At 52.3% G+C, this 16,311-nt stretch carries 15 protein-coding genes; 6 read left to right on the plus strand and 9 right to left on the minus strand.

Annotated elements, in window-relative coordinates:
* Positions 1-37: 37 nt before the first annotated feature.
* Entirely contained in the window at positions 38-1,201 is a 1,164-nt protein-coding gene (locus tag M0L20_RS19335) for an MFS transporter (protein WP_248478625.1), read from the plus strand.
* On the plus strand, positions 1,198-1,608 hold the full coding sequence (locus tag M0L20_RS19340; protein ID WP_354004232.1) for a hypothetical protein: 411 nt from the start codon (positions 1,198-1,200) through the stop codon (positions 1,606-1,608). The genes M0L20_RS19335 and M0L20_RS19340 overlap by 4 nt, the downstream gene beginning before the upstream one ends.
* Before the next feature lie 31 nt (positions 1,609-1,639).
* Here the strand turns inward: M0L20_RS19340 and hslU are convergent, their stop codons facing one another.
* The 3 genes from hslU to porQ all read right to left on the minus strand — a co-directional run bounded on the left by hslU (position 1,640) and on the right by porQ (position 5,309).
* Complete coding sequence (gene hslU / locus M0L20_RS19345; protein ID WP_248478627.1) at positions 1,640-3,031, minus strand: ATP-dependent protease ATPase subunit HslU; 1,392 nt, start codon at positions 3,029-3,031, stop codon at positions 1,640-1,642.
* Positions 3,032-3,148: 117 nt separating this feature from the next.
* The gene (locus M0L20_RS19350; protein ID WP_248478629.1) at positions 3,149-4,192 is read right to left on the minus strand and encodes an LLM class flavin-dependent oxidoreductase; all 1,044 of its coding nucleotides are present in this window, start codon (positions 4,190-4,192) and stop codon (positions 3,149-3,151) included.
* A 70-nt stretch (positions 4,193-4,262) separates the two neighbouring features.
* The gene (porQ, locus tag M0L20_RS19355; RefSeq protein WP_248478631.1) at positions 4,263-5,309 is read right to left on the minus strand and encodes a type IX secretion system protein PorQ; all 1,047 of its coding nucleotides are present in this window, start codon (positions 5,307-5,309) and stop codon (positions 4,263-4,265) included.
* A gap of 218 nt (positions 5,310-5,527) precedes the next feature.
* Between porQ and M0L20_RS19360 the strand changes: the two genes are divergently transcribed.
* Positions 5,528-7,114, plus strand: a complete 1,587-nt coding sequence (locus M0L20_RS19360) for an acyl-CoA carboxylase subunit beta (RefSeq protein ID WP_232558244.1) — start codon at positions 5,528-5,530, stop codon at positions 7,112-7,114.
* A 237-nt stretch (positions 7,115-7,351) separates the two neighbouring features.
* On the opposite strand, the gene M0L20_RS19365 is transcribed toward M0L20_RS19360, so the two are convergent.
* Positions 7,352-8,554, minus strand: a complete 1,203-nt coding sequence (locus M0L20_RS19365) for an aspartate aminotransferase family protein (protein ID WP_248478632.1) — start codon at positions 8,552-8,554, stop codon at positions 7,352-7,354.
* A gap of 45 nt (positions 8,555-8,599) precedes the next feature.
* On the opposite strand from M0L20_RS19365, the gene M0L20_RS19370 reads away from it, so the two are divergent.
* Complete coding sequence (locus M0L20_RS19370) at positions 8,600-9,796, plus strand: hypothetical protein (protein ID WP_248478633.1); 1,197 nt, start codon at positions 8,600-8,602, stop codon at positions 9,794-9,796.
* Between the two features lie 80 nt (positions 9,797-9,876).
* Here M0L20_RS19370 and M0L20_RS19375 read toward each other — a convergent pair whose 3' ends face one another.
* From M0L20_RS19375 to M0L20_RS19385, 3 genes are all read right to left on the minus strand, one after another.
* Complete coding sequence (locus M0L20_RS19375) at positions 9,877-11,073, minus strand: hypothetical protein (RefSeq protein WP_248478634.1); 1,197 nt, start codon at positions 11,071-11,073, stop codon at positions 9,877-9,879.
* 91 nt (positions 11,074-11,164) lie between these two features.
* Entirely contained in the window at positions 11,165-12,001 is an 837-nt protein-coding gene (locus M0L20_RS19380; protein WP_248478635.1) for a type 1 glutamine amidotransferase, read from the minus strand.
* A gap of 47 nt (positions 12,002-12,048) precedes the next feature.
* A complete protein-coding gene (locus tag M0L20_RS19385; RefSeq protein WP_232558249.1) occupies positions 12,049-13,149 on the minus strand; it encodes a carboxylate-amine ligase in 1,101 nt (366 codons plus the stop codon).
* Between the two features lie 152 nt (positions 13,150-13,301).
* On the opposite strand from M0L20_RS19385, the gene M0L20_RS19390 reads away from it, so the two are divergent.
* Together M0L20_RS19390 and M0L20_RS19395 are read left to right on the plus strand one after the other, a co-directional pair.
* On the plus strand, positions 13,302-13,568 hold the full coding sequence (locus M0L20_RS19390) for a hypothetical protein (protein WP_232558250.1): 267 nt from the start codon (positions 13,302-13,304) through the stop codon (positions 13,566-13,568).
* A 42-nt stretch (positions 13,569-13,610) separates the two neighbouring features.
* Entirely contained in the window at positions 13,611-13,826 is a 216-nt protein-coding gene (locus M0L20_RS19395; RefSeq protein WP_248478636.1) for a hypothetical protein, read from the plus strand.
* 85 nt (positions 13,827-13,911) lie between these two features.
* On the opposite strand, the gene M0L20_RS19400 is transcribed toward M0L20_RS19395, so the two are convergent.
* Positions 13,912-15,093 (minus strand): alpha/beta hydrolase family protein, encoded by a 1,182-nt coding sequence (locus M0L20_RS19400; protein ID WP_232558252.1) that lies wholly within the window; start codon positions 15,091-15,093, stop codon positions 13,912-13,914.
* Positions 15,094-15,219: 126 nt separating this feature from the next.
* A complete protein-coding gene (locus M0L20_RS19405; protein ID WP_232558253.1) occupies positions 15,220-16,308 on the minus strand; it encodes an ATP-grasp domain-containing protein in 1,089 nt (362 codons plus the stop codon).
* Positions 16,309-16,311: the final 3 nt, after the last annotated feature.

The raw sequence follows: 16,311 nt of genomic DNA on the forward strand, positions 1-16,311 counted from the left end.
GTGCCTCAGTAATTTTTTGTTTTCAGCCAGTTTTCAAATGATGATTCCGGAATTGCCAGCTTACCTGACAAAGTTGGGCGGGCGGGAATATGTCGGGTTAATCATTGCGCTTTTCACGCTTACGGCGGGTGTCTCCCGGCCTTTCAGCGGTAAGATTACCGATACCGTCGGGCGCGTTCCCGTCATGGCGTTTGGGTCGATTGTGTGTTTTGTGTGTGGTTTTCTGTATCCGTACCTGCTGACGGTCTGGGGGTTTCTGACCCTGCGGCTCATCCACGGTTTCTCGACTGGCACCAAACCGACAGCCACCGCTGCCTACGTAGCGGATGTGGTTCCGGCCAATCGTCGGGGCGAAGCCATGGGAACGCTGGGTTTGTTTACGGCTATGGGCATGTCGCTCGGACCGGCCATCGGGAGCTGGCTGGCGGATGATTACTCCATGAACGTGATGTTCTGGACATCGTCGGCATTTGCCTTGCTGTCCATCGGTATCCTGCTGCGGATGCCCGAAACGCTGGTTAACCGGCAACCGTTCCGGTTCAGTCTGTTGCGGTTAAAAAAAGACGAAATTTTCGATAAACAGGCCGTTCCACCGTTCACGGTTCAACTGCTTCAGGCGTTTTCGTCTGGCGTCGTGCTGACCGTGATCGCTACGGTGAGTATGTCGCTTGGTATTGCCAATAAAGGGTTGTTTTTCAGCGTATATACCGTGGCGTCGCTGGCCGTTCGCCTACTGTTCAGCAAAGCGTCGGATCGGTACGGACGGGTGCCTGTGCTGTTGGTATCCTCCACGGCACTAGCTATCTCGATGGTTTTGTTGACGATTACCGACCCGGCTGATCCGAACGCGTACCTGTGGTTCTGGAGTGCGGCCATTGTGTATGGAATGTCGTGGGGCATGAATTCACCTACCATTCAGGCCTGGACGGCAGATCTGAGCGACGAAGCAACGCGAGGGCGCGCCATGGCGACGATGTACATAGCCCTGGAAGCCGGAATTGGCTTGGGCGCGGTGGCATCGGGCTGGCTATTGAATCACTTTGCGGGTGAGGCCGGGATTGATGCGTCGTTTATCCTGTCCGGCGTATTGGCTATAGTTGCTGTGCTTTACCTAAGCTGGAAGTGGCGCCAGCGGCAACCGCCCGAAACGCACCGGATGAACGATGCCGATGAAATGGCCTTGGTGGACGGAGAGCCATGATGGAAGAAATTGAACCGCAGATTCGACCGTTGGTTGACGCCCTGAATGCCACCGGTCTGGTCCGGACGTTTTCGAGCTGCGAGGGGCATTATAGCGCCGAGGAACAGACGCTTGTTGATCGGAACCGCGCCGACGTTCGGTTTGTGCCTGCTGAAGGAGTTACCGAAAAAGAAATCCAAGGATTGCTGACGTATTTGTTAACCCGCTTTAAAGGGCAGCATGGTGTACTGCCCGTTCAGGTAGTCGGCTATAAAGTGTATACGCCAATTGATGATGAGGCCGTTGACGAAACGTTTGTGCTGGAACTCCGTCCGTTTAACCGCTTCGAGCCACCTGACCGGAAGCGAGCTGATACCGACCGGGCCATTGAAAAACTAACCCGCCTGGTTGTCGCGTGGGCAAAATAAGATTCGTCTACGCGACAACCAGGCAGATCAACTACAAAATAAACTGACTCAAATCCCGGTTTTTGACCAGACCGTTCAGTTTTTCACCCACTAACTCTTTCGTCACCACGACGTGCGCATTGGCCCCAATCGCGTCGGGAATGTCGAACATAAAGTCATTCATCAGATGACTCAGTACCGTTTGCAACCGGCGAGCCCCGATGTTTTCGACTTCCGCGTTAACCTCGAAGGCAATCCGGGCCAGTTCGCGAAGGGCATCGTCCTGAAAGGTAAGTTCTACCTGTTCGGCGCCTAACATGGCTTCGTATTGCTTCGTCAGCGCGTTTTTTGGTTCTTTGAGGATCTGGTAAAAATCGTCCTCCGACAAGCTCTGCAACTCCACCCGAATCGGGAAACGGCCTTGTAACTCAGGAATCAGATCGCTGGGTTTGGCGACGTGGAAAGCACCAGCGGCAATAAACAGAATGTGGTCGGTATGAACGACACCGTGCTTGGTATTGACCGCGCTGCCTTCCACAATGGGAAGCAAATCACGCTGTACACCTTCCCGGCTGACGTCCGGTCCGCCACCGCCGTTACCCGACCGGGCCGAGGCTACTTTGTCGATTTCGTCGATGAAAATAATTCCTGCATCTTCGGCTTTTCGAATGGCTTCTTCTTTCACTTCATCCATATCGATCAGCTTGGCGGCTTCTTCTTCGAGCAAAATTGTCCGGGCTTCGGCAATGGTCACCTTGCGTTTTTTGCCCCGTTTAGGCATCATGCCACCGATCATTTCCTGAATGTTCATCATGGAAAGATCATCCACGGCACCGCCCATAATACCGATATTAGGCGCTTGGGATTGCTGAACGTCGATCTCAATTTTACGGTCGTCCATCTCGCCCGAGCGGATTTTGTCCCGAAAGCGTTCACGAGTTCGTTCGTTGAGCTCCGCATCGGCGTCTTTCGGCTGATTCTCAAAACCGAGCTGATTAGTGTTGCCAGCAGGTTTGACGGGCGGGATCAGGATATCCAGGATAGCGTCTTCGACGAGTTGCTGAGCCCGCACCTTGACGGCTTCCTTTTTCGCGGACCGCACCATGTTGACGGCCTGTTCGACTAGATCGCGCACCATGCTTTCCACATCGCGCCCGACGTAACCTACTTCGGTGAATTTCGACGCTTCAACTTTTATAAAGGGCGCATCGGCTATTTTAGCGAGCCGACGGGCAATTTCGGTCTTGCCGACACCCGTTGCGCCAATCATTAGAATATTGTTCGGCGTAATTTCGTGCTGCATGTCCGCAGCACTGTTCATCCGACGCCAGCGGTTACGCAGCGCGATGGCTACGTTGCGTTTCGCGTCGTTCTGGCCAATAATGTACTGATCTAACTCAGCAACGATTTGCCGAGGGGTAAGGTCTTTGAGTAATTCGGTCATCGAAAAAAAAGAAGCGTATGATACGCGCTGCCTAGTAATGAAACGCAGGAATTAGAAAAATGTCTCCACAAGGCGTAAAAAATGCACTTCGTACGCCTACGGGCTTTGGGCTATGGACTAGATTGCCTGTTGTGTAGCAGCGAGTTCTTTCCGAATCACGGGGGCTACCTGGGTGCCAAATAATTCAATAGCCCGTAGCAGTTTCGGATGGTCGGCCGACTGTCCACCAATGAGTTGGGCCAGGTAGCGCGTATTCTGAAACAGCTCATGGAACGTCAGTAGCTTGTCGATGACCTGCTGCGGACTACCCACCAGCAAAGGGCCGTGCTGCCGCAGGTATTCGTACTGTTCGCGACCGAGCGGGGGCCAGCCGCGCTCCCGACCAATCCGATTCATCAGCACCGCGTAGAACGGGTAAAAATCGTTGGCGGCCTGTTGCGAGTTATCCGCCACGTAAAAGTGGGAATTGACGGCGAGCGGGATCTGGTCGTGTCCCGCTTTCCGGGCCGCCTGCCGGTACATGTTCACTAGGGGCACAAACCGGTCGGGCGTGCCACCCAGCATGGCCAGCGTCATCGGCAGGTTCATACTGCCCGCCCGAACCGCCGAAGCGGGCGTACCCCCAACAGCCAGCCAGATCGGAAGCGTTGGTTTGTAGGGGCGAGGATACACACCTACGTTCGGAATAGATGGCCGGAAGTGGCCCTGCCAGCTAACCACTTCCTGCTGGTTGATGGCCATCAACAACTCCAGCTTTTCGGTGAATAGATCATCATAATCGTTCAAGTCATAACCGAATAGGGGAAACGACTCGATAAACGAACCCCGTCCGGCCATGATTTCGGCCCGCCCGTTCGAAATAAGATCCAGCGAGGCAAAATTCTGGTACACCCGCACCGGATCGGCCGAACTCAAAACCGTTACGGCGCTCGACAACCGAATGGTCTTTGTCTGGGTAGCCGCAGCGGCTAGAATCACTTCGGGAGCGGAGATAATGAAATCAGGCCGGTGGTGTTCGCCCAGGGCAAAAACATCCAGACCCACCTGATCGGCCAGTTTTATTTCTTCCAGCAACTGCTGCATGCGCGTGTGGGCGTTGAGGGCCCTGCCCGCTACCTGATCGGGAATGACCTCGCCAAAACTACTGATACCTAGTTCCATCGCTTCGTCGTTAAAGGAGTTGTTTGCTATGCTGCGGGCCTGTTGCCGAAAGGCGGGTGCCGCCCGCTTTTTAGTTCATCAATCGATTCAGGTCAACACGTAACGATAGCTGGCTGGTTCCGGCGGTTGGTACCGACGAGAAGCGACCGTACGTCAGTTGAAACCCCCGCGCCTGTACCGAGGCTCCGAACGAAATACCGGCTCCACCGCCACCGGTTGTCAACTTTCCTTCCTGACGTTTCTGGTGATTATAGCCTACCAGCAAATGAACATGCCGGCTAAGCAGCAGTTCGGCGCTGACAATCAGATGGCGCGCTATTTTTTCGGTCACGCTGGTCGGCTGCGAAATGATGTTGCCGTTCAAATCGTACCGAACGTTCAGGCTCGGGTCGTTGTAGCTGATGTCGAAGCGTTGCAGGTGATGCGCCGTCAAGGTCAGGCGTACAGGGGCGTGTTTCGGCTTTACGGTTACGCCCGCTTGCAGGTCAAACGGTAAATCGGCGTCGGCTGGGCCGTAGTTTTTAAGCAGGTAACCCACATTTTTGGCCACCAGACCAAACGTTAAGTCCTGTTTCGGATGTCTCCAGATGCCCCCCAAATCGGCCAGTATACCAAATGCTGAGTACGTTTCGATGCTCGACCCAACCGCTTTAAGGGTAGCGCCAAGCGTAAAGTTACCTTCGGTACGGGCATGGGACAGGCTTAGGGCGTAGTCATTGGCTGAGAAGGTGCCGAGCGAATTGCCTGCCGGGTCGGTTAGTGTAAACTCGCCATAGGTAAGATACTGTAAGCCTGCGGCCCACCGCGCCCGACGGTTGGGATCATTGGCCTGAATGGGTAAACCGTATTGCAACGTGTAATATTTAGCCGCGGCCAGATAAGGCATCAGGTTAATGGACAGCTCATTATCCCGAACCGAATCGGCTAGGGCGGGATTGTTAAGATGATAGGAGCCATCGGGTTGTGTTGCCGAAGCCAGCTGTCCACCCAGGGCGGCAACGCGCGCATGGGTCGGCAAATCCAGAAACGGAAAGATACGCTGGCCACCGAGCGGTTGAGCCTCGGCCATGTGGCAGAAGAGTAGCCCAAGAAGCAGGCTCAGTAGCGGTTTTAGCACGTATCAGAAATGAAAAGTCTGGGGCAAATGTCGGTGAAAAAGCGGGAAAGCTCAACGGCAGAATGGAAAACCTCCTGCCCGCCGATACGACCCGCTTTCTTTGTCCGTTAGCTCTGTCATTACGATGTTAGCTTTGATCAAGAGAAAATGGAACAAAATCGGTAGAATTGGGTAGAACAATTAACTTTGCCTAACGCGCTTTCGCTAAACTCTACCTCATGCAACCGGAAATTCAGCCCGAAACCGATTTGTCACCAACTGTCAAACCATCCAAAACGGCTGTCCTGGCCCAAAAAAACGCCGAAGCTGAACTCGGTGGCGGTCAGAAGCGGATCGACAACCAGCACGCCAAAGGCAAGTTAACGGCTCGCGAACGAATCGGTTTACTCGTTGACGAAGGGTCGTTTGAGGAAATCGGGAAGTTCGTCATGCACCGTACCCGCGATTTTGGACTCGACAAAGAGCATTACTTGGGCGATGGTGTTGTAACGGGTTACGGTACTGTAGACGGACGGCTGGTGTACGTGTTTGCGCAGGATTTTACCGTCTTTGGCGGTGCCCTTTCGGAAACCCACGCGGAGAAAATCTGCAAGCTGATGGATCTGGCTATGCAAAATGGCGCGCCAATCATTGGGCTGAACGATTCGGGTGGGGCCCGGATTCAGGAAGGGGTATTGTCACTGGCGGGTTATGCTGATATTTTCTACCGAAATACGAAGGCGTCGGGCGTAATTCCGCAATTATCGGCGGTGATGGGTCCCTGCGCGGGCGGAGCGGTCTACAGCCCGGCCATTACCGATTTTATTTTCATGGTCGAACATACGAGCTACATGTTCGTGACGGGGCCGAACGTAGTCAAAACGGTTACGCATGAAACCGTTACGGCGGAAGAATTGGGCGGAGCCAGCACGCACAGCACGAAGTCGGGGGTGACGCATTTCGCCTGCGAAAACGAACTGGCGTGCATCCAGCACCTCAAGCGGCTGCTGAGCTATATTCCCCAGAACTGCGAGGACGAGCCCGCGCTGCTGCCTTACGACGCGCAGGACGAAACCCGACTGGCGCTTAACAGCATCATCCCCGACAATCCAAACCAACCTTATGACATGCGCGAAGTCATTGAGGAACTGGTGGATGCGGGTACGTTTATGGAAGTACACCGGAATTTTGCCGAAAACATTGTGGTTGGCTTTGCCCGAATTGGTGGGCGCAGCATCGGCGTGGTTGGCAACCAGCCCGCCGTATTAGCCGGCGTTCTGGACATTAACGCGAGCACCAAAGCCGCCCGTTTTGTCCGTTTCTGCGATTGCTTCAACATTCCCTTGCTGGTCCTGGAAGATGTGCCGGGTTTTCTGCCGGGAACCGATCAGGAGTGGAATGGTATCATCACGAACGGAGCCAAGCTGCTGTACGCCTTTTGCGAAGCCACGGTTCCCCGCGTGACGGTGATCACGCGAAAAGCGTACGGAGGGGCTTACGATGTGATGAATTCGAAGCACATCGGGGCTGATCTGAACTACGCGTGGCCGTCTGCCGAGATTGCGGTGATGGGAGCCAGCGGGGCCGCCGAAATTATTTTTAAACGCGAAATTGCGGAAGCTGACGACCCGCAGGCCAAGTTGCAGGAGAAAGTACAGGAGTATACCGAGAAGTTTGCCAACCCGTACCGGGCTGCCAATCGGGGCTATATCGACGAAGTAATCATGCCCGACCAGACTCGTCACAAGCTCATTCGGGCCTTTGGTATGTTGGAAAATAAGGTGGCTAGTATGCCGAAGAAAAAGCACGGCAATATTCCCCTTTAGGGCTGCTTTTGACAGCATGTGCTGTGGAGTACTCCGGCAATAACCAACTACCCGCAATGAAATTATACAATTCTTTATGCATATTTGTGTAAAATCCGAACGTACTTGCGCATGCCTATGGACAATCAATCGACCAAACAACCAGGAGGTTTACTGAAAACAGTGCTGATCGGTTTGCTGATTATTTTTAGCCTCGCGCTGATTGTCGGAACCTTATCGGTCGTATTCCCGTGACGCTCAGGCGTCAATTGCTTGTAGAATGATCGAACAGGCTTCCCGGATCTGCTCTTCCGTAATAACGAGTGGTGGCGCAATGCGCATGGAGTTATCGCAGAATAGAAACCAGTCCGTAATGATGCCTAAGCCTGTCCCGTTGCCCGCAATGGCCCGGTCGATAACGGATTTCAGAATAGGAAAGGAGTCGAACTCAACCGCCAGCATCAACCCTTTTCCGCGCACTTCCCGAATGGCTGGATGGGTTAGCAATTGCTTGAAAAGTTGCCCTTTGGCTTCGGCAGCTTCGTAAAGACCTTCCTCCCGGATGACCTGAAGCGTGGCCAGCGAAGCCGCGCACGAAACCGGATGACCGCCGAATGTGGTAATATGGCCGAGGATCGGGTTATTTTTGAAGACGCTCATAATCTCAGCCGAACTGATAAACGCGCCAATCGGCATTCCTCCGCCCATTCCCTTCGCGCACAGTAAAATGTCCGGCGTAACGGCCACGCCTTCAAACGCCCAGAACGTTCCCGTACGGCCAAATCCCGTTTGAATTTCGTCAAAAACCAGCAGAGCACCCACCTCCGTACAACGCTGACGGACCGCTTGTAAATAACCGGCTGGTGGAATACGGACGCCCGCTTCACCCCCGATTACTTCGATGACTACAGCGGCAGTACGCGTCGTAATCTTCTCAATATCATCCCAGTTACCATGCCGGATATGCCGGACGTCGGGTAGGAGAGGGCGGTAGTTGCGCTTGAAATTTTCGTCGCCCGAGAGTGAAAGCGCCCCTTGCGTCGAGCCGTGGTACGCGTTGAAGCAGCTGATGATTTCGGTCCGGTTGGTATAGCGTTTCGCTACTTTCATCGCCCCTTCTACGGCTTCGGTTCCCGAGTTGGTAAAGTATACCGTGTCAAGCCCCACCGGTAACGTTTGGGCCAGTGCATGAGCCAGTTGGGTTTGCGGTGTCTGAACATACTCGCCGTAAACCATCAGGTGCAGGTATTTGTCGAGCTGCTGCTGAATGGCTTCCAGCACGCGCGGATGCCGGTGGCCGACGTTACTCACGCCAATCCCCGAAATCAGATCCATGAATGGCTTACCATCCGTTGAATAAATAAATACGCCTTCTGATCGATCGATTTCCAACCCTAACGGGAAATCAGAGGTCTGTGCTACGTGCTGAAAAAATAACTGCCGGTGCGTAACCGTTTTCATGCCAATCATCAACTTTGTCGTCTTTGTATCCTAACACCCGCAACCATGAAAACAGTTCTTCTTTTACTCGTACTTTACCCGGTCGTCCTGTGGGGGCAAGCCGTTCGGGTAACACCAGAGGATTTGGCGCGTAAGCAATCGTTTTTGCTGATGCGCGATGGCTCGGTGGTACGCGGGCAGATTGTTCGTCAGGATAGTTCGCTGATAACGGTCAAAAAAGCAGGCGGGGACATGACCTTTGTTGAAACCGACCAGCTCATTGGGATTATGCCCATCCGACCGCGTCCAACGACCAGCGCTCCCTCGTATTCTGTTTTTTACCTTAAGGATAGTACACGCCTGGAAGGACGGTTTGTCCGGCGCGATAGCACCATGATTACCGTTCGGAAGCGCAATGGTCAGCTCACTTATTTTGAGCCGGAGCTGCTCCAACGCGTCGATTCAACGGTGGTTGATACCGTTCCGGGCGCTGATTCGGGACGCACGTTTCCAAACCAGTTTTCGCCCTGGCTGCTGATCGGACAAACGGCCTACAATCCTAAGAAAGGGCAGTTCTACTATCGTAATAAGTGGGTGCTGCTCAACGAATTTCAGTACGGAATTACCCGCAACTGGAGCGTTGGTGTTGGGGTTGCTACGCCTATCCCGTGGCTTTATCGGTCAGCCTACGATGCGTATTACGGATCGGGTAGTGTGTTAAATAACAGTTTCCAACTAACGTCGAAATTAAGCGCGTCGATCGGTCGGAAGTTCAGGGTGGGACTTAATGTGTCGTACCAACCAAACACCTATCGGTATTCCTACTCCAAACGAGCATGGACCTTTCAGGCACTGGCCTCTATCGGCACCAGCCAGCGAAATGTTACGCTGGGTTATGGTCTGGTCAATCGCGGCAAACAATCGGTATACCAGTATTGGTCATCAATGTATCCGACGCCTTATACGCTCGAACGTATTCCGGATCAGTCATTCCTGACGCTGGGACTGGTGCAGAAAATATTGCCCAACCTGACTCTACTCAGTGACAACCGAATTAATCTGGGGCAGCGTTATTATTTCTATGATGACACCGGCGAACGGGCTACCCTGTCGTTTGCTCTGCGGCTCGACCGTCGGCGTCACTCGTTCGACCTGGGCGCTTACAGCCTGATCTACCGCAATAACTACTCCTGGGACGGAAAAAATGTACGCGTTATCCCGTACATCGGCTATAACCTGCTGCTCGGTGGGAAGACGAAATAGCTCATACGAATACCTTACAAAGAAGTCCGTCTAAACTTACTAGCAAGCTTAGACGGACTTCTTTAGTGAGTACGAACCGGTTATTTCTCGAAAAAGCACACCGTTCCGCCGACCCAGTCCTTGTTCTTATTGAAATCTACGCCAATCATTTCACCCCGGCTCAGGCGGCTTAAGTTGGTTAATAGTGTAGGCCGGGCGTCTTCCTTTGGCCAGATAAACAGCAACCGAATTTCAGCCTTAACCAATCCGTCGGGCGATTGAATAACGGGTTCATACTTTACCTTGCGTTGCAGCAGATACCCGCTTCGCTGTTCGGTTGGAATAGCGTCAAGGTCAGCCGCCGTAAACGTGAGCCTGACCCCGCTCCCCGCGAAAGAAAACAAGGGTTTTAGCACGTAATTTTCCAGATCGGCTGGATAGTCAGTCAGATCGGATAAAAAATAACTAGCTGGTACGTAGGGACTTTCGATTAGGGGTAACGTGTACTTGCTGATGCGGAAAAACCAGTTCGGATGCCCCACCCAGTCGACATCAACGTCGTCGGTTAGTGTAAAGTCCGTTTGGAGATCCGGGTAGTTTCGTAAGTCATCGAAAATCAGTCGGTTATAAATACGCTTGATCCGAATCCGACGACCGTCCTTTTCGTAAAAAAGCTGCCGTCCGTCCTTCTGAATCTTCGTCAGGCACACGGGCGCTACGCCAAGCGTTCGTTGCGTCAGGGCAAAGTCAATGCGGGTTTTTTGCTTTTCCGGGTAGATCTCCAGCAGGATAACTTCCTCCGGATTGCAGTCGCCCACGATCATTTGCCGGAGCCGATCCAGATACGCGTCATTGGTAGAGACCGTAAACAGGTGCGACAACTGATTGGGAATCGGATAAAAGGAACGGAACTGATCGGCCAGGTACGGCTGGAAGGTGTAGAGCGATGGAAAACCCTGTAACTCGATAAGCTGCGGGGTCAGTTCGCCGTGCTCGTCCTTACAGACAGCAAAGTCAACCGCCAGAAATTGGGTGTGCGCATCTTCATTCGGAACCCGTTGTCCAGCGGGAATCGCGTCCTCGGTCAATTGTTTAAAATCGTCGCGCGTGATTACATCAACAATTGTGTCGCAGGCCGCCAGGAGTTTATTCGTAAGAACGGTAGGAACAAAAACGGGCGTTTCGGCGACGCGAAACTCCAACTGGCCGGGAAGATCGGCGTCGATCTTGTCCAAAAAAGCCCGGTAATGTTCCGGGCTAAAGGCTTGGTTATAGGCTTGACGAACGGTTTGAATCATGGTTTTCTCAACGACAGGAGTAAGGATGTACAAAATTCTCGGTGTAGGTATCAAATAAAATCCTGTGCATCTTGTTAATCCTGTCGAAAAATTAATTCTGTTCGATAAACTGATCGGAAGAAGCGAACGTGGCAATGGCCTGCCGCAAAAAGCCGGGTAAAATAACCGATTCGGTCAACGCGATCTTGTCGGGGTCCTGCAAGTAAGCAACCATCTCGTCGTACTTTTCCTGGCCGAAGTTGGTAACGATCTGATTGCGTTTTTCGTCGGTCAGGAAATACCGCAGCATCCCTTCGTTGTCGGCTTCGGGGTGGAACTGCGTACCGATGATTTCGGGCGAAAAGCGCATGGCCATAACAGCCCGGTCGAGCGGTACGTGGGGACGAATTTTTTCCAGACACAGGATAGAAGCTCCCAGTTCATTAATCCGCTCCAGGTTGGGCTCCGTAATCTGGTAGTCCCGCGAGTCTACGGCGTAGAACGGATCGGCCAATCCCTGAAACAAGTCGTCCGAACAGCCGTCATCGGTCTTGTGAACCGGAAAAATGCCGAACGAAGTTGATTTGCGCTTGCTGAGGAGACCCAGCTCCAGATGCCGGATCGTCAGCTGAAAGGAGTGGCAGATCAGAAAGACAAACTTCTTGCGGTCGTTCTGACGATTCCAGTTAAAAAGCTGATCAATCAACGCAAAATAAGGTTCTTCCCAGGATTCTTCCGACGCCAGCGGACTACCAGGACCACCCGACGAAATATAAACATCGTAGTCAAGACCCGGAATTTCGTTGTTGGCCCGAACATTGAATACATTGAAAGCCAATTCGGCGTGATCGTTGCCCTGGACGCTTCGAATCAGCTGTAAAATACAACGCATGCCTTCGTTGGCGTGGTTGTTATTCATGTCCAGAACGGCAATTTTTACTAAGCTCATAGTGTCATGTTACGGTAAAGTAATCGAATTAGACCGTCTCATAAAAACTAGCTAATGCCGAAAGAAGTTTCCTCAACGATGTAATCGACTACGCGCTTGAGGTCGTTATGTTGCTGAAAAACGGCCAGTTGCCGGTCGGCCCCCGTTCCCATTTCCAGTATCTTGAGCACGTACTCGCATTCGGCTCGACTACCCAGATCATCCACGACATCGTCGATAAAATTGAGCAGTTCGTGAATCAACTGGTGCGTAGGAACTTCTTCCTGTTTGCCAAAATCAATGAGCTTTCCTTCAATGCCGTAGCGAGCGGCCCGCCATTTGTTTTCGTTGATCAGGATTCGGCGGTACGGGCGAAAATTTAAATTCTGTTTGTGCAGTTTATAAATTTTTGCCACCAGCGCCTGCATAATGGCGGCCAGGCAAATCGTTTCGTCAACGCGCATGGGTACGTCGCAGATGCGAAACTCAATGGTGTTGAAAAACGGATGCAGCCGGATGTCCCACCAGATTTTTTTGCCGTTGTCGATGCAGTTGGTTTTGACAAGTAAGTTGATGTACTCATCGTATTCAGCCGCCGAGGCAAAATAATCAGGGATACCCGTTCGGGGAAACTTGTCGAACACTTTAGACCGGTACGACTTAAACCCCGTATTACGACCCCGCCAGAACGGTGAGTTGGTCGAAATGGCGTACACGTGGGGCAGAAAATACCGCACCGCATTCATGATCTGAACCCCTTCGTTCCGATTTTCGATACCCACGTGCACGTGCAGGCCAAATATCAGGTTGGAGCGGGCCACATCGCGCAACTCATCGATGAGCCGGTCGTAGCGTTCGTTGGGGGTAATCAGCTGGTCCTGCCAGTCCGAAAACGGGTGCGTCCCGGCAGCCGCGATTTTTAGGTTTTGCTTGTCCGCCAGTTCGATAATCATCTTGCGGAGGTAGCTTACTTCGTGGCGCGCATCATGAATGTCGTTGCAAATGTTGGTGCCTACTTCCACTACCGCCTGGTGCATTTCGGCTTTTACGCGCTCCTGAAGGACAATTTGACCGCCGTCAACGATTTTAGACATGTGCGAGCGTAACTCGCCGGTTGCTGGATCTATGGTTTGAAATTCTTCTTCTATACCGAGTGTGAATACGGGCATTTTGTAAAGGGTTGAGTGTCGATGGGTTAGATACAGTCAGGGATTCTGCCTGCTGAAAGACGCTGATGCGTGAGTAATATACTGTTTTTTTATAAACTCAAAGCGGGAAATATGGTTTTTCCAAATGAACGCAAAATAACGATCAATTACGTATGCAGACGCCGGAAGAAAAGAAACTGTTGACCAAATACTGGTGGTTTGGGGGAGGAGGAGCGATGTTGCTTGGCAGCGGCCTTGCCGTATTACTGCATGGATCAAAGATGAAGGAAGCCAATGAAGACCCTTGGTTTTGGGTGAGCACAGGTGGGTTTGCCCTCATCATGTCTGGACTGAGTTTTATCGGCGACGCTAACCGGTTTCGAACGATGGTCGATGTACTTCGGGAACTGGACCGTCGGGAAGGCCTAACGAAGCCGTAACCGTTTTCTCTGAAAAACAGCAATCGAATCAACAAGCCGACAATGACAGCCTACAGCCAGCAAGTAGAAGCGTTCGTTCAGGACGTTTTAATTACCATTCATGCGAATGTGCGGGATCTCGAAGAAAAGAAAACGTTTGCGGACCCCGACGAGCAGGATTACATTGATGGTCGGTTGTTTAGCTACGTTGAAATGATGGCCATACTTCGGACATCGGCTCGCGACACGGGGATTGATCCCAAAGCACTTGGGTTATAAACTAAAAATGGTCGATCGACAAACGGATATGGGTCCTTTTTTCGGATAGACCTTACCTCCGTTTGTTGATCAACCATTAAGTACGTTACTTTTTAATCTGTTCGAACCAGTCCAGCGACTGACGCATAAACAGCACCTCAGTCGGAACGTGTGCTCCCTGGGGAAGCGCCACCAGACTCAAGTTTGACGAACCGAGCTTGCGCATGTCGCTGTACGTTTGCTGGGAGGTCAGAAAAGGAATGATTTCATCCTGCTGGCTATGGATAAGCCGGGTAGCCGTCGTGGTATGCCAGTCGGTTAGATCGTTGTCGGCCAGGGCCCGCGCGAATGGGGACGACGGATTGTTGACCTCAGCCCGAAACTGATCTGTACAAATCTGATCGAAACTCGCCAGGATCGACCGGGCATTATCGAGCGATTGCGCAATCTGGCTGGCATACGGCTCCTTGAAGTAATAAGAGACTGGCTTGTTCAAACCATAAATGCGGTTGTAGCTGAGCGTTTCCCAGGCATAAATGTAGTTGGCAACGCCACCTACCGTCGAATTCTGGGTTATGTGCTTAAAGAACGCCGACATGGCGTATGGACCCGCTCCGCAGCTGGCCCCGCTCAACGGAAGGTCTGACTTGTATTTTTCTTCCAGCAACTGTTGGGCGGACAGGGTGGCAAAACCACCTTCCGAATAACCCGCCAGAAACAGCTGGTTGCTCCACTGCACATTTTTCTTGGCCAGGAAGTCCTTTGTGGCCAGCATCATATCCACCGTTGCCTGAGCCAGCGTCTGGCGGTGTTCGTAATCGTGGGGTACGTGATCAGCGGTGCCGTAGCCAATGTAATCCGGGCAGGCCACGATGTAGCCGTGCGTTGCGAAATAAAGGGGATACGAAAAACTAACGGTACCGAAATTAAAACCCGACGGCACTTCGGCATTCGAGAAAGCCGTAGGGTGCTGAAAGCTGAGCAGCGGATACTGTTTGTTCGGTGAATACAGCTGATTCGGCAGATAAACAATCCCCGAAGCCGTGATGGTTGTCCCGTCGCTAAGCGTAGTCTGGTACGTAATTCGGTTTACACTAACCTCATAATCGGCGGGTTGATAGGTTAGCGAACTGTTGGTTGTGGTAACGCCCTTGAGGGTCGTGTTGTTGTAGAAAACAATCTGACTGGCGCTGATTAATACGGGTTTAGGCTGGCTTTCGGGAGGGGTACAGGCGTTGAAGAGAAACGAAAAAGCACACAAAAAAGAAACTAGTAAACCTTTTTTCATCGAGTTAACGTACTTGGTGGTGGTGTGACGGTGGTTAAAATCCAATCACAAAAATACATACAGACAGCGTGTCATGCCAAAAAAAGTTACGACGTGCTGTCTGTATGTTACCAAGTAGCGTTGCGCTTAGGCCTTCGGCTTTTTGCCTTTGGCCGGTTTTTTCTCGTCTACATCCGGTTTTGCCGATTTTGCTTCTTTCGTAACCGTGTCTGATTTGGTGACCGTAGCCGCTTTAGGCGGTTTAGGCGAAAGAAGGGGTTCGCCGGCTACCGAACCGCGCACAAACGTGCCCCACGTCAGGTTGTCCTTGCCTTTCTGTAGGGTCTTGGCTCGTTCGATAGCCATCGTCGCTGCGGCTTCTACCACCCACTCGAAGTTTTCCTGCCCGACCGAATGAATGTCAGCGTCGGGGGCGGGGTTGCAGAAGTCAATGGCGATGGGGATGCCGTCACGTACCGCAAATTCGACCGTATTGAAATCGTAGCCGAGACCGTGATTCAGTTTAAGCACGTAATCGGTCATCGTGTTGAGCAGTTTCTTACCGGCATCGCCCGTCGTTTTCATCTCCGAAGCGTACCGCAGGTGATGTGGATTCCGAGGTTCGTAGGGCATGATCCGCACGTCTTTGCCGCCAATGCAGTAGCACCGGAAGTAGTCCGTGAAGTCAATGGCTTCCTGGTAGAGCATAACCAACTGCCCCGTTTCGTCGTACGCCCTAAACATCTGCTCGGGGTTGTCTACCTTGTAAACGCTTTTCCAGCCACCACCGGCGTGGGGTTTCATGAAAGCGGGAAAACCAATGTGATTAAAAATAGCCTCCCAGTTCATGTGTTGCAGGTTACGGAACGAGTTGTGATTCGTATCGTCGGGCCGTTCTTTGGAAGGAAGCAGGATTGTTTTGGGAACGGGTACCCCCAGCTGCACGGCGAGTGCATTGTTGAAAAACTTTTCGTCGGCACTCCACCAGAATGGGTTATTGATGACAGCCGTGCCGGTTAAGGCTGCATTCTTAAGAAACGCTTTGTAAAAAGGGACATCCTGTGAGATCCGGTCAATAATGACGGCATAGTCGGTCGGAACACTTTGTTCGACCTGTTCGATCGAAACGAATTCAGCCGGGAACGTACGTTGTTTTTCGTTGACCCGGTCAACAAAGGCTTGTGGGAAGGTGTTTTCCTGGCCGAACAGAATGCCAATCTTAACTTTGTCGCTCATAAT

This window comes from Spirosoma liriopis, assembly GCF_023196085.1.
Lineage (GTDB): Bacteria > Bacteroidota > Bacteroidia > Cytophagales > Spirosomataceae > Spirosoma > Spirosoma oryzicola.

Excerpts from the sequence above, each read along its gene's own strand:
- M0L20_RS19335 (WP_248478625.1), top strand. The coding sequence starts at position 38 with ATGATGATTCCGGAATTGCCAGCTTACCTGACAAAGTTGGGCGGGCGG.
- M0L20_RS19340 (WP_354004232.1), top strand. The coding sequence starts at position 1,198 with ATGATGGAAGAAATTGAACCGCAGATTCGACCGTTGGTTGACGCCCTG.
- hslU (WP_248478627.1), bottom strand. The coding sequence starts at position 3,031 with ATGACCGAATTACTCAAAGACCTTACCCCTCGGCAAATCGTTGCTGAG.
- M0L20_RS19350 (WP_248478629.1), bottom strand. The coding sequence starts at position 4,192 with ATGGAACTAGGTATCAGTAGTTTTGGCGAGGTCATTCCCGATCAGGTA.
- M0L20_RS19360 (WP_232558244.1), top strand. The coding sequence starts at position 5,528 with ATGCAACCGGAAATTCAGCCCGAAACCGATTTGTCACCAACTGTCAAA.
- M0L20_RS19365 (WP_248478632.1), bottom strand. The coding sequence starts at position 8,554 with ATGAAAACGGTTACGCACCGGCAGTTATTTTTTCAGCACGTAGCACAG.
- M0L20_RS19370 (WP_248478633.1), top strand. The coding sequence starts at position 8,600 with ATGAAAACAGTTCTTCTTTTACTCGTACTTTACCCGGTCGTCCTGTGG.
- M0L20_RS19375 (WP_248478634.1), bottom strand. The coding sequence starts at position 11,073 with ATGATTCAAACCGTTCGTCAAGCCTATAACCAAGCCTTTAGCCCGGAA.
- M0L20_RS19380 (WP_248478635.1), bottom strand. The coding sequence starts at position 12,001 with ATGAGCTTAGTAAAAATTGCCGTTCTGGACATGAATAACAACCACGCC.
- M0L20_RS19385 (WP_232558249.1), bottom strand. The coding sequence starts at position 13,149 with ATGCCCGTATTCACACTCGGTATAGAAGAAGAATTTCAAACCATAGAT.
- M0L20_RS19390 (WP_232558250.1), top strand. The coding sequence starts at position 13,302 with ATGCAGACGCCGGAAGAAAAGAAACTGTTGACCAAATACTGGTGGTTT.
- M0L20_RS19395 (WP_248478636.1), top strand. The coding sequence starts at position 13,611 with ATGACAGCCTACAGCCAGCAAGTAGAAGCGTTCGTTCAGGACGTTTTA.
- M0L20_RS19400 (WP_232558252.1), bottom strand. The coding sequence starts at position 15,093 with ATGAAAAAAGGTTTACTAGTTTCTTTTTTGTGTGCTTTTTCGTTTCTC.
- M0L20_RS19405 (WP_232558253.1), bottom strand. The coding sequence starts at position 16,308 with ATGAGCGACAAAGTTAAGATTGGCATTCTGTTCGGCCAGGAAAACACC.